Origin of the sequence: Streptomyces xanthochromogenes (assembly GCF_014650455.1) — a bacterium.
In the GTDB taxonomy this organism is placed as follows: domain Bacteria; phylum Actinomycetota; class Actinomycetes; order Streptomycetales; family Streptomycetaceae; genus Streptomyces; species Streptomyces xanthochromogenes.
Window position 1 is genome coordinate 138,053 of record NZ_BMUZ01000013.1, and the last position, 11,875, is coordinate 149,927.

Sequence of the window (11,875 nt, forward strand, 5' to 3'; positions counted from 1 at the left end):
GTCCGGGCGTCCTGGGCTGAGCCGGCTCACCTGGGTTGGGCGGGGTCATCTGGGCTGAGCCGGGTCAACCGGGCCGGGCCGGGTCTACCCGCCCAGCGCGTGCGACACCGTGTAGATCACGAGACCGGCCAGCGCGCCGACCACCGTGCCGTTGATACGGATGAACTGAAGGTCGCGGCCGATGTTCGCCTCGATCTTGCGGGAGGTGTCGTTCGCGTCCCAGGACGCCACCGTGTCCGTGATCAGGGAGGTGATCTCGGCGCGGTACGTCGACACCACGTACGCCGCCGCGTCCTCCAGCCAGCCATCCACCTTGGACTGGAGGCGGGGGTCGGTGGACAGTCGGGTGCCGAGCGAGAGCAGGGACGCCCGGGCGCGCAGCCGCAGCTCGCTGTGGTCGTCCTCGGCCGCCGCGATGATCATCGAGCGTACGGAGGACCAGGCCGAGGCGATGATGTCCTGGACCTCGGGGCGGGCCAGTATCTCCGACTTGAAGCGCTCGACCCTGGTCCGGGTCTCGGAGTCCGACTGGAGGTCCGCCGCGAAGTCCGCGAGGAACCGGTCCAGGGCGCCCCGTGCCGGGTGGGCCGGCATGTCACGCATCTCGGTCACGAAGCGCAGCAGCTCCCGGTAGACGCGCTCGCCCACCTTGCGGTCCACGAACCGGGGGGTCCAGCCGGGGGCCCCGCCCTGCACCGCGTCCATCACCGAGTCGCCGTGTGTGACCAGCCAGTCGTGGGCCCGTACGCACACCAGGTCCACGGCCCGGCGGTGGCTGCCGTCGGCCACGATCCGCTCCAGGGCCTTGCCGACGCCCGGTGCGATCTCCGCGGCGTCCGCCCGGCGCGTGATGGCCTCGCCGACGACCGCTTGGACGTCGGAGTCCCGCAGGACCGTCAGCGCGCCGCGCAGGGCTGTGGCCAGCTCCGATGTGACGCGCTCGGCGTGGTCGGGCTCGGCGAGCCAGGTGCCCAGGCGGCGGCCGATGCCGAGGGCCTGCAGGCGGGTGCGCACCACGGCGGCCGACAGGAAGTTCTCGCCCACGAAGGTGCCGAGGGAGGCGCCGAACTGGTCCTTCTTGTTCTGGATGATCGCCGTGTGCGGGATGGGCAGGCCCAGCGGACGGCGGAACAGTGCGGTCACCGCGAACCAGTCGGCGAGCGCGCCCACCATGCCGGCCTCGGCCGCCGCCGCCACGTACCCGGCCCAGGCGCCAGCGCCCGAGCGGTCGGCCCAGGTGGCGAGCCCGAAGACGACCGCGACCAGGAGCAGCAGCCCGGTCGCGGTGGCCTTCATCCGGCGCACGCCCCGGCGCTTCTCCTCGTCCGCCGCCGTATAGGCGAAGGGGGACGAGGAGGCTGCGCCGGGCGTGCGCGCGGCGGTGTCCGCCGCGACCGCCGCCGCGGCGTTCCCGGAGGCCCCGGCATCCCCGGCATCCCCGGCATCCCCGGAATCTCCGGCTTTCCCGGCGTTCCCGGTGTTCTCGGCCCCGGGCCCCGTTCTCGTACGTTCCCGTTCCATTCGCTCCACCTGTCCGCGGGTACCCGCGCCCCGATCATTCACGACCACGAGGCCGGATTCGGCCGGTAGCCCTGTGCGACCCCGTACGGCCCCTGTGCCTGTGGCGGCCCTCCGCGTACCTCCACCGACCTCTACAGGAACTACTCGTGGGCCGCACGTTCAGTTCCCGTACAGGCGTCCTGTCACCCGTTCGCGTGGCCGGACTGGCCGTGGCTCCGTACATTCGGATCATGTCCACGCGGACTCGTCCGGCCTGGCTCGCGGCGGTGACGGTGCTGGTTGTCGCCGTCCTGTGCGCGGTGGTCGTGCCGAGCGGGGCGGCGGTGGGCACGGGCGTGGGGAGGGGCGTGGGGAGGGGCTTTGATTCCCTGGCGGGTGCGGGTGCGGGTGCGGGTGCGGGTGCGGGTGCGGGTGCGGGCGCGGGTACGGGTACGGGTGCGGGTACGGGTACGGGTACGGGCGCGCGCCCTGGAGTCGGCCAGGGCTCTGAGGCGGGCCCGGACCCGGGAGCAGGCGGTGACGGCTGGGTCGGAACCTGGTATTCCGCCCCCGTCGAGGCCGAGCCGGGGGGCGGCGCGGCGCGGACCGTACGCAATGTCGTGCACACCACGATGGGCGGCAGCCGGGCCCGCATCACCGTCTCGAACCTGTTCGGGACGGCCCCGCTCGACCTGCGCCACGCCACCCTCGCGACCGCGGCCGCCCCGGCCCGGACCATGCGGACGCTGACCTTCCACGGCCACGCGAGGATCTCCGTACCGCCGGGCGGGCAGGCCGTGAGCGACCCGCTGACGTTCGAGGTACCGGCAGCGGCCGACCTGTACGTATCCGTGTACGCGGCCGGCCCCGTCACCTGGCACCCCCAGGCGCTGGGGACCTCGTACGAGGTACCGGGAGGGACGGACCGCGCCGCCGATCCCGGGGCGTTCGCGGGCACGACAGGTGCCTGGCGGTACGTGACCGCGCTGGACGTACAGGGCCCGGAGTCGGCGGGCGGCAGCGTCGTGGTGCTCGGCGACTCGATCACGGAGGGGGTGGGCTCCACCCCGGGCGCGGATCGTCGCTGGACGGATGTGCTGGCCGAACGCCTGAGGAACCTGCGGGAGCGGACGGCCGGTGTGCCACGGGCCGTCCTGAACGCCGGGATCGGCGGAAACGGCCTACTGACAGGGCGCAGCGGCCCGAGCGGCCCGGACCGCTTCCAGCGGGACGCGCTGGGCCGGGCAGGGGTGCGGACGGTCATCGTCGAGCTGGGCATCAACGACCTGCTCAGCGGCGGCGAGCGCAACGCGGACGCGCTGCTCGCCGGCATGCGGGACCTGGTGCGGCGTGGCCACGCGCGGGGCGTACGAGTCCTGGGCACCACCCTTGCGCCGTGCGGCGGCCTTCGCGCCTGCACGGCGCAGGTCGAGGCGGTACGGGAAACGGTGAACGCGGCGATCCGAGGGGGCGGGGTCTACGAGGGCGTCATCGACATCGACCGCACCCTGAGAGCCCCCGATTCCCCGCGCGAGCTGTCACCCCCGTACGACTCGGGGGACCACCTGCACCCGAGCGATGCGGGGTACCGGGCGGTGGGAGCGGCGATCGATCCGGGGGCGCTGTGACGGGCCGGGGCGGGGCGTGGGGCCGGGGCTTGGGCCCCGGGGCCGGGGCTTGGCGGCACGCGTGTGCCGCGGCTCAACGGGCCCCTCCCGCCGGGTGCACAACCGGGCACGACTGGCTTCTGCCCGTCCCAGTCGTACGGCCATGCACCCGACCACCAGGGGGAGTTGCCCCTAAGTACGGGCGTGGGGAGCCACGCGTTCACGCCCCCCGGACCTTCTTTGCCGCGGGGTGGAACTACTACTCACCCGAGTTGCGCGTGACGGCCCAGGAGGCGAGGGCGACGGCCCCGGCCACCCCGAACACGGAGGGCCAGGCGCCGACCTTCTTGGCCAGCGGGTGCGACCCGGCGAACGCGGCGACATAGGCGGTGGTCAGCCCCACGGCCGCCTTCGTCCCGGCCGCCTGCTGCCACTGCCGGGCCGCCAGCGCCCCGGCCCCGGCCAGCGCCACCCCGCCAAGCGGCCGCTTCCTGGTCCACCGAGCCACCCCATACCCCCCGACGAGCCCACCGGCCGCGATCAAAGTTGCGGGGACCTTTGCCATGGTTTGCCTCCTGGAGTGCGGTTTTCTTCGAGGCTAGCTCGGGGGGTCGGGGGGCTTGGCGGCGGGCCGGGGCAGGGCGGCCTCTCGTCAGAGAGCCTCGCGCCTTATCGCCCGGACGAAAGCCACCCAAGGGACACTTCCGAACGATATGCACGGACCGTCGGGCCGCTTCGAGTCACGCACGGCCGTGCGCGCCGAGAACTGCGCGGTCTCCACGCACTCCGTACCGCTGCCACCGCTGTACGAGGACTTCACCCAGCGGACGTCCTGCTGATCCATCACAGCTCCCTGCGGGCCCGATCGAGGAGCGCCGCCGACGCTTCGATGTCCAACGCCTGGGCGCTCAGATATTGGAACGCCAACTTATAGCGCTCCAGCTCTGCGGGCTTCTCCATGAACAGCCCGCCGCCGATGATGTCCACGTACACGACGTCTAGTTCGGGTGTTGGGCCACCCAGGATCACGAAGCTTCCGACGGCTGCCGCGTGCGCACCTTGAGCAAACGGCAGTATTTGGATGGTCACTTGGGGCTTTCTAGCCTGATCGTGAAGGTGGTGCAGCTGATCACGCATGACCTCCCTTCCCCCGACCATTCGGCGAATGACCGCCTCGTCGATCACGGCCCAGATGTGAGGAGCATCGTCTCGCGCGAGCAGTTCTTGGCGCTTCATGCGGATGTCCACCATGTGCGTGATCTCTTGCTCGGTGCAGCGCATCTCCGAGGCGCGGTGTACGGCCTCGGCGTACGCACGTGTCTGGAGCAGCCCGGGAACGTACATGCACGCGTAGTGGTCCTCGCGGACGACCTCGTCCTCCAGGGTCAGCATCAAGTTCATGGACTCCGGGATGGGGTCGGCGAGGGATCGCCACCACCCTTGAATCTTTGCCCCCTTGGCTAGTTCGACGAGCGTAGTCCGCTCTTGCTCGGAAGCCCCGTACTCGCGGCAAAGTGCATCCACAGCGGGCCACTTGACGGTTCCCTCTTTGGTCTCGTAGCGACTCAGAGTGGCTTTGGAGACCCCGACGAGTGCCCCGGCCTCCTCCAAGGTGAGCCCCGTGCGCTCGCGCAGCCGACGCAGGTCCGCCCCGAGCTGGCGCCTGCGGGTGGTCGGTCCAACAGCCATGGGTGACGGCCCTTCGTGTCGATCTCCCTGAGCCTGCCCGGCCCATGGCGTTGAGGACAACACAGCGCACGCCTGGGGCGCATGAAGGCCGGCCGTGCTCCTGCAACTCCCTTGTGAGAGTTCCATATTGAGAGTTCCGCTGCCACCCTGGAGAGACAGAGCGGCGCACACAGAGCAGCTGAGAAGGGGGCGCAAGGTGACTGTCTGGGACGGATGCCGATTCGAGATCGAGAGGAAGGCCTGGGCTCTGCCGTTCATGGCAGAACCCAGGGAGCTCGCCGGCCTGAGGCGCGTCATGTGTCTCCACTTGAACTTGTGGGGGCTGCCCCACGTTGTTGAGGCGGCTCAGCTGTGCGTGACGGAACTCGTCACTAATGTCATCACTCATGTCGGACCGGGCACGCCGACGACGCTGGCCGTATCCATGAACGGAAGTCGACTACGTATTGCGGTCATTGATCCCGATGCGCGAGCCCTACCGACGCTCCTGTCGGCTTGCGCCGACGATGAATCGGGGCGAGGGATGGCTTTGGTGGAAGCGACCGCGGAGCGGTGGGGCGTGATTCTCCGGGAGGATGTGAAGGTCACGTGGTGCGAGCTGGCGACGGGGCTTCGGTCCGCGTACGACCATGTTGACGACCCTCAAGTCGCGCGCGCAGAAGCCCTGTTGGCCCTCTACTCCCTGAATGATCAGAACTGCCAGACACCAGCCCGCCGCGTCACCCTTTCCGCCGCGGAAAAGGTGACGACTGGGCTGATCGTCGACCTCCTGCGATGGCTGCGTGTGCATGGGCGCGACTCCCAAGCGGTCATCGACAGAGCATGGAGTCACTTCGAGAACATGGACGAGGCGGAGTCACGCCATTGACGTCTGGGGCGTGCTCTTCACGAATTCATCGCCCTCCGGCCAAATCACCTGGGCGGCAACCTCGGCGGCATGGCAGAGCTTGAGGAGATCGAGTCGCGGCTTCGAAGGCAGCAAGAGCGCTATGGCGGGCTTGGGTTCCAAGTGTCGTCGATAGTCGAAGAGCTGACCTATGGCCATACGAATTGCTTCGCGCGTCACGTTAGCCTTTGCCTCGATGAGCAGTTCGTCGGTCGCGTCGTAGAGGTCAGTGTAGAGAGCCTTCACTTCCCCCTCTGGAATGATCTTCTTTCTGGTGATGTGGTGCCCCTTGGTGGCCAAGTAGCGGCTGTACGCCTTGACGAGCTTCGCTTCGCGACGCTCGGATTGGCGCGACCTACCGCTGGAGCTCACCGTCATTTGCTCCACATTGTGCTGTTCGATGGCAACGTCCTTGACCTGCGTGGACTTGACAGGTTCGAGTGGCAGATCGGTTTTCGGTGCTGCCTGATCGACGGGCCGCAGGCGAAACATGATGACGGTGCGGATCACGCCGTCGGTGCCTGGGGCGTCGGTGGTGTAGTGAGGCTCCTTCTCGTCTAGGACGAACTGTCCGAGGCGAGCAACCACACCCTTTGCGGTGGACTTGAAAAGTTCGAGCGAACGTTTCTGCTGCTGGTGTTCAAGAATGTTCAGATTGCCAGCAGTCATCTCCTGGTCCCCAACCCGACCCTCACCGCAGTAGTGATAGCACCCGTCGTTTCCCCACCCGTCGTAGTACCCGTACTCGCGACCTCTCTCAGGGTTGGAGAAGAGGAAGAGGTAGGGTCCGTTCTTCGGGCGGCTGATCCCCTTTTGGCGATTCCCGCCATGCTGGTCGTGGATCACCGTTCGCTTTATTTTGGTGCCAACGGCAACTATGTTCACTGCGTGACTCCTCGCGGTTGCGGCTATCGGAATTCAGAACTGCTCTTGAGTAGCAATGGTTTCCAGAATTGGAAAGCTGACCGCCAGCTCCTATTCAGCCCGCGGCGATCACGGAATACGTTAGAACGTCGGCAGGGAGCTCATGCGCGAGTTCCCATGTGACGGCCATGGGCTTACTTCCCTTGTGGCTAACGTAGCGAGCAGGCCCCAGTAGCATCCATGGCTGGGCGCCCCCGATGTCCATGGTCTTGTAGCGGCGGATGAAAAGGAGGATGTGGCTGCCCTCGGCTCCGTGGTTCTGGTAGCGCAGGCCGGTGGGTGACGACTCCGAGGTCTGGTTCTGGGACTCCCAGTGGAAGAGTCTCTCGCTCAACGCGTAATCGTGGTAACGGGTTTGGGGCGAGAAGTCCTTCTCGTCTTTCTCGCGCGTGATGAGGAGGGCATCCGTCATCGCCGACGCGCACCACCTCACGCCTTCGCGGAAGTGGGCCGGCATGAAGCCGCCAATCTCGGACTGGCCGAGGGCTGGCAGGATTTCCTCGCGTGTGTACGAGGCGTGGACGGTGAGCGGCAAACTGGCTTGGCTTCCGTGGAGTGGCAGCGGCACGTGCTCCGTGTGTGCGAGGTTGTGTGCCAAGACCTGCGTCAATTCGTCGCGTAGGGCCTTCTGGTCGGCGAGCGTGGCGAAGGCCTCGTCGTAGCTAGCGAAGCCGCCCAGGGGCCACAGCGAGAAGTAGAGCATGCGGGCATACCCCTGCTCCTGCTCGCTGAGGTCGGCGTAGGCGGGCGGCTGATCTGCCAAAAGTTGGGAGTAGGCGGCCACTCGTTGTGGATCGTCCACGTGGAGGAAAGACGGAACCCGCTTCAGGAGGGCTGCCTCACCCTCCGGCGCAGGTGAGGTCAGAAGCTGGGCGCGACGCAGCAGGCCGCTCCATGAATTGCCGCTGCGGTAGATCTCCTGGAGGTCGCGGCCGCTCTCATCGAGGTAGGTGCTCAGACGTGACTCGCCGTATGTCGCAACCTCGCGTGCCAGTGCCACTACGTTGACGCCGAGTTGAGCCTTGATGTTTTCCATGATGACCTTCTTCGCCTTGGGCTCCAGGATGATTTGGCAGCCAGAGGGAAGCTTGGGGAAGTCATGCTCGATGTGGTTCAGGAGCCGCTTCCGAGTCAGATTGGTCAAGGCTCGGAACTGGTTCTCGAAGCGGAACTCCTTACGGTGCTGGCCGATGAAGTCCAAGACGGTCAGCACTGCTTTTCCTTCACTTCGACGCAGGCCGCGGCCCAATTGCTGGAGGAAGACGGTCGCGCTTGCAGTCGGTCGCAGCAGCAATAGCGTGTCAACGTCAGGGATGTCCAATCCCTCGTTGAAGAGGTCGACGGAGAAGATGGCCTGGAGCTTGCCCGTCTTCAAGTCGGCCAAGGCGCGCTTGCGCTCCTCCGCTGGGGTCTCACCGGAGAGCGCAACAGAGTTCAGGCCAGCGCGTCGGAAGTACTTCGCCATGAAGTGGGCGTGAGCGACCGAGACACAGAAGCCTAGAGCACGCATGGACCCAGGGTCCGGCACCTTGTCCTCTACTGCCTTGATCACCAGACGAGCCCTGGCGTCATTGCCCGTCAGGACGTTGTTCAAGGCCACAGTGTCATAGGCGCCTCGCTTCCACTGGACGGTAGTGAGGTCGGTGTTGTCACTGATCCCGAAATAGTGGAAGGGGCTGAGGAGGTCGTTCTCGAGCGCCTCCCACAGACGCATCTCAGCTGCGATGCGACCATCGAAGAACTCGTCCTGAATGTTCTTGCCGTCCATGCGTTCCGGCGTAGCGGTCAGGCCGAGCAGTTCGGATGGGCGGAAGTGGTCGAGAATCTTTCGATATGTCGGAGAGGTGCCGTGGTGGAACTCGTCGATAACGATGATGTCGAAGTGGTCCGGGGCGAGTTGCTCTAGAGCGCGCGCGTTGAGGGATTGCACACTGGCGAAGACGTGGGTCCATCGCTCGGGGATCTCGCCGGAGTGGAGCAGCTCGCCGAAGTCGGCGTCGACGAGGACGTCTTGGTAAGTGCGGAGCGACTGCTGCAGGATCTCCTTGCGGTGAGCGACGAACAGGAGTCGTGCATCACGGCCCAATTTCTGCCGCAACCGCTTGTAGTCCAATGCGGCCATGACCGTCTTGCCCGTACCAGTCGCTGCGACCAGCAAGTTGCGGTGGCGATCATGAACGGTGCGCTCGACCTCAAGGCGCTCCAGCATGTCCCGCTGATGCGGATACGGGCGGACTTCCAAGCCCGAGAGCTGGAGCGAGGGGCGCTCGGTGCCGTTCATTCGGCCCGAGGCGCGATTCAATGCCTCGTCGAGGCGTGTGCCGTCTCGGGCTGGGTCGTACAGCTCGAACGTCGGATCGTTCCAGTACGAGTCGAAGGTGGCTTCGAACTTACGCAGGACATCGGGGGTGGCGACGGAAGACAGCCGCACGTTCCATTCCAACCCGTCCAGGAGAGCAGCCTTGGAGAGGTTCGAGCTCCCTACATACGCCGTGTCGTACCCACTGTTGCGACGGAAGAGCCAGGCTTTTGCGTGCAGACGTGTTGAGCGTAGCTCGTAGCTCACGCGCACCTCGGCGTTGAATTCTTCGACCAAACGGTCAAGAGCTCGTCGCTCCGTGGCTCCGATATAAGTGGTCGTGATCACTCGGATAGGTACGCCTCGGGCATGGGCTGCCTTGAGTGATTGCTCCAGCACGCGCAGGCCGTGCCACTTAACGAAGGCGCACAGCAGGTCGACGCGGTCAGCAGTGGCGAGCTCGGCTCGAAGTTCGAAGCCCAGATTGGGATCGTCGGGTGCGTTGGTGATCAAAGCCGTCTCGGACAGCGGAGTGGCCGGGCGGATTGCATAGACACCCGGTGCCTCTGGCTCGGCCAAGGCCAGGAGTTGGCGCGGGCCTTCGGCTACGAGATCCACCCACTCCCGCGCTCCAGCCAATGTGCTCAGGGACTCAAGGATGTGATTGGCGGCATGTACGCGTTCTGCGGCCGGTAGTCGGTGGAGTACCTGGCGCACGGTGTTGGCGATATGACGCGCGAGGACGTGCGGCGTTGATTCGGCGCCGACCTCGGCATCAACGGTTTGCCATCCGGCGGCATCCAGCCCTTTGAGCTGCTCGGTGAGACGCAGCGTGATGAGTTGCTCGTAGAGACCGGTTACGGGTTGCCCCGAGTCGGCGGTGTTGGTCACGCTGCGCCCCTCCCATGGACTGTCACCCCTAGTGAAGCAGGGGCCACTGACACTCCGGACAAGGGAGTTGAACGGATCAAGCCGCCCCGTGGCAGTCCCCGTAGTTGACCCCAGAGCCGCACCAGCAGTCGGCGCCGCGGCCGGGGGGCCAGGAGGTGGCTCGGGCTCGGGCGGCCAGGGTGGTGGCGTATTGGGGGAGGAGGTCGGCGTTGGCGGGGGAGGAGGCTTCGGAGGCGGCGAAGGCCTCGTAGGAGGGGACCGTGGCCGTCACGATGCCCAGGTTCGGCGTGCCGGCCGCGGCCAGTTCGCGCAGGGAGGCCTCGATGTCCAGCAAGTGGGCCGCGTGCGTGGGGTATTCGGACTGCAGCTCGGGATACGCCGTCAGGAGTTCGTCCAGTTCCGGTTCCGGCCAGTGCAGGACCGCGACCGGGAACGGGCGGGACAGGGCGGCACGGTAGCTGCCCAACTCGGCCCGCAGGCGGGCGAGTTCGGCCTGGAGTTCGGCCGGGTCCTCCGAGCCGAGGGACCACAGGCGCTTGGGGTCGTGGAGTTCGTCCAGGGAGATCGGTGCCGTGTGCAGGTCGTCGGCCAGGGTGTCCCAGTCGTCGTGCGGCAGCGCGAGCAGGCGGCGCACCCGGTGGCGGGTGGTGACCAGGGACTGGGTGCTGTACGGGATCGCCCTCGTGTCGACCGTGGCCTCGGCGATGCCCAGGAGCGTCAGGGCCCTGGTCAGGGAGGCGTGGGCGAGGTCCAGTTCGTCGTGGGCCTCAAGGGTCTCGGCGACGATCTCCCAGGCCGCCGGGTCCAGCGGGGCCGCTGCCCGGATGCCCTCGATGATCGCGCGGGCCTCCGGCTCGTGGCCGTACTCCCACAGGTTCGCCGCCTTGAACGCCTTCACCAGGTGCGGGTGGTCCACCCTCGTGGACAGCAGGCGGTCGTAGAGCGTGGTCGCCCGGGGGCGGTCGCCGGAGAGCTCCAGGTGGGCCGCGGCCTGGAGCAGCAGGGGCTCCTGGTCCTCCGGGTACTGGTCCGCGGTGCGCAGCAGACGCTCGGCTTCGGCGGTGTGATCGGCAGGCGTGTCGGGGCGCATGAGGGACACCGTACTGCCGTACGGGTGCCCGGCGGAGGGCGCTTCCGGCCCAGGGCGGTCGACTGCGTCACGTCGTGGGCCTGGTGAGTTGCCGCCCCGGCACCTAGCCTGCGCCCGTGCGCACAGGGATACCGGTACCGGTGAGGGTGCAGGGCGGACGGGGACGCGGACCCGGGCGCGGGCCGCGGGCTCGGGCGGCTCGCGGGCTGTGGGTCGGCGCGGAGCTCGCCGTCACGGTCGGGCTCCTCGTGCTGCTGCTCGTCGCGCACCAACTGTGGTGGACCAATCGGGAGGCCCGTGCCGAGGCCCGCGACACCGTCCACTCACTTGAGGATCAGTGGGGAGCCCCGGGCTCGGACCGCGCCGGTGATCCCTCCGGTCGGTCCGGTCTGGCCGGTTCATCCGATCCGTCCGATCCATCTGATTCGTCGCAGGCCTCGCCCGCCGCCGGTGACGAGGACGCCGCCGTGGAGGGCGGGCCCCGGGCCGGCGCCCCCGGTGGTGGCGCCGCGTCCGGAGGGAAGAGCACGCCGCGTGGAGATCAGGCGTACGCCGTCATCCGGATTCCGCGGATCGGGGTCACGGCACCCATCGCGGAGGGGATCAGCAAGGCCGGGGTGCTCGACAAGGGGTACGTCGGGCACTACGTGGGGACCGCTCAGCCGGGGCAGGCCGGGAACTTCGCGCTCGCCGGGCACCGCAACACCCACGGTGAGCCGTTCCGCTACATCAACCGGCTGCGGGTGGGGGACTCCGTCGTCGTCGAGACCCGGGACACCGTCTATGCGTATGTGGTCGACTCGCTCCTGCCGCAGACCTCCTCGCGCGACGGCGGGACCATAGCTCCCGTCCCCCGTAGCGTCGTCAAGCCCTCGTACGGGTACAGCGCGCCCGGGCGTTACATCACGCTCACCACCTGCACACCCGAGTTCACCTCCACCTACCGGCTCGTCGTGTGGGGGAAGTTGCGGGCGAGCCGTCCGCGCTAG

10 protein-coding genes are annotated in these 11,875 nt (G+C 67.6%); 3 read left to right on the forward strand and 7 right to left on the reverse strand.

Going from position 1 to position 11,875, the window contains the following annotated elements; genetic code table 11:
• Positions 1–84 precede the first annotated feature (84 nt).
• Positions 85–1,521, reverse strand: a complete 1,437-nt coding sequence (locus IE267_RS30450) for a DUF445 domain-containing protein (protein ID WP_189765397.1) — start codon at positions 1,519–1,521, stop codon at positions 85–87.
• A gap of 230 nt (positions 1,522–1,751) precedes the next feature.
• Between IE267_RS30450 and IE267_RS30455 the strand changes: the two genes are divergently transcribed.
• Positions 1,752–3,128: an SGNH/GDSL hydrolase family protein gene (locus IE267_RS30455; RefSeq protein WP_189765398.1), complete on the forward strand. Its 1,377-nt coding sequence runs from the start codon at positions 1,752–1,754 to the stop codon at positions 3,126–3,128.
• 238 nt (positions 3,129–3,366) lie between these two features.
• Here the strand turns inward: IE267_RS30455 and IE267_RS30460 are convergent, their stop codons facing one another.
• The 3 genes from IE267_RS30460 to IE267_RS30470 form a co-directional block, all read right to left on the reverse strand.
• Positions 3,367–3,672, reverse strand: a complete 306-nt coding sequence (locus IE267_RS30460; protein ID WP_167153007.1) for a hypothetical protein — start codon at positions 3,670–3,672, stop codon at positions 3,367–3,369.
• An 87-nt stretch (positions 3,673–3,759) separates the two neighbouring features.
• A complete protein-coding gene (locus IE267_RS30465) occupies positions 3,760–3,951 on the reverse strand; it encodes a DUF397 domain-containing protein (RefSeq protein ID WP_189765399.1) in 192 nt (63 codons plus the stop codon).
• Entirely contained in the window at positions 3,951–4,796 is an 846-nt protein-coding gene (locus IE267_RS30470) for a helix-turn-helix domain-containing protein (protein WP_189765400.1), read from the reverse strand. Before IE267_RS30470 ends, IE267_RS30465 begins: the two co-directional genes overlap by 1 nt.
• A 196-nt stretch (positions 4,797–4,992) precedes the next feature.
• Here IE267_RS30470 and IE267_RS30475 point away from each other — a divergent pair, with 196 nt between their 5' ends.
• The gene (locus IE267_RS30475; RefSeq protein WP_229861496.1) at positions 4,993–5,664 is read left to right on the forward strand and encodes an ATP-binding protein; all 672 of its coding nucleotides are present in this window, start codon (positions 4,993–4,995) and stop codon (positions 5,662–5,664) included.
• Here IE267_RS30475 and IE267_RS30480 read toward each other — a convergent pair.
• The 3 genes from IE267_RS30480 to IE267_RS30490 form a co-directional block, all read right to left on the reverse strand.
• Positions 5,653–6,567 (reverse strand): SRA domain-containing endonuclease, encoded by a 915-nt coding sequence (locus IE267_RS30480; RefSeq protein WP_189765401.1) that lies wholly within the window; start codon positions 6,565–6,567, stop codon positions 5,653–5,655. The two genes, IE267_RS30475 and IE267_RS30480, sit on opposite strands and share 12 nt — an antisense overlap.
• 94 nt (positions 6,568–6,661) lie before the next feature.
• Complete coding sequence (locus IE267_RS30485; RefSeq protein ID WP_189765402.1) at positions 6,662–9,796, reverse strand: DEAD/DEAH box helicase; 3,135 nt, start codon at positions 9,794–9,796, stop codon at positions 6,662–6,664.
• A gap of 76 nt (positions 9,797–9,872) precedes the next feature.
• A complete protein-coding gene (locus IE267_RS30490) occupies positions 9,873–10,886 on the reverse strand; it encodes an SEC-C domain-containing protein (RefSeq protein ID WP_161247108.1) in 1,014 nt (337 codons plus the stop codon).
• A 116-nt stretch (positions 10,887–11,002) separates the two neighbouring features.
• On the opposite strand from IE267_RS30490, the gene IE267_RS30495 reads away from it, so the two are divergent.
• Positions 11,003–11,875 carry a class E sortase gene (locus tag IE267_RS30495; protein WP_373304610.1) on the forward strand — a complete coding sequence of 291 codons (873 nt, stop codon included), beginning with the start codon at positions 11,003–11,005 and terminating at the stop codon, positions 11,873–11,875.